A 284-nucleotide genomic window follows, 5' to 3' on the forward strand; every position below is an offset into this window, starting at 1 on the left:
CTATAGTTCTAAGCATTTACTACTTGTGATGATGAGTTTTACTACCCTAAGTGTGTGATTTCTCACACGCTTAAATAAAACTTTACTTCTTCCAGATTGTTAAAGAACGGTACTGCTTTTACCTAAATATCTTAGTGCTTACGTAAAAACAGGTAAGTGGTGGAGGATGACGGGATCGAACCGACGACCCCCTGCTTGCAAAGCAGGTGCTCTCCCAGCTGAGCTAATCCCCCAAATCTTGGTGGGTCTGGTTGGGCTCGAACCAACGACCCCCGCGTTATCAA

General features: G+C 44.7%; 1 tRNA gene. It reads right to left on the bottom strand.

The features are described from left to right. Positions 1-157: 157 nt before the first annotated feature. A tRNA-Ala gene (locus GTP45_RS27825) sits at positions 158-233 on the bottom strand. Between the last annotated feature and the right edge of the window lie 51 nt (positions 234-284).

The sequence above is a fragment of the Duganella rivi genome, assembly GCF_009857435.1.
Taxonomy (GTDB): domain Bacteria; phylum Pseudomonadota; class Gammaproteobacteria; order Burkholderiales; family Burkholderiaceae_D; genus Rugamonas; species Rugamonas rivi.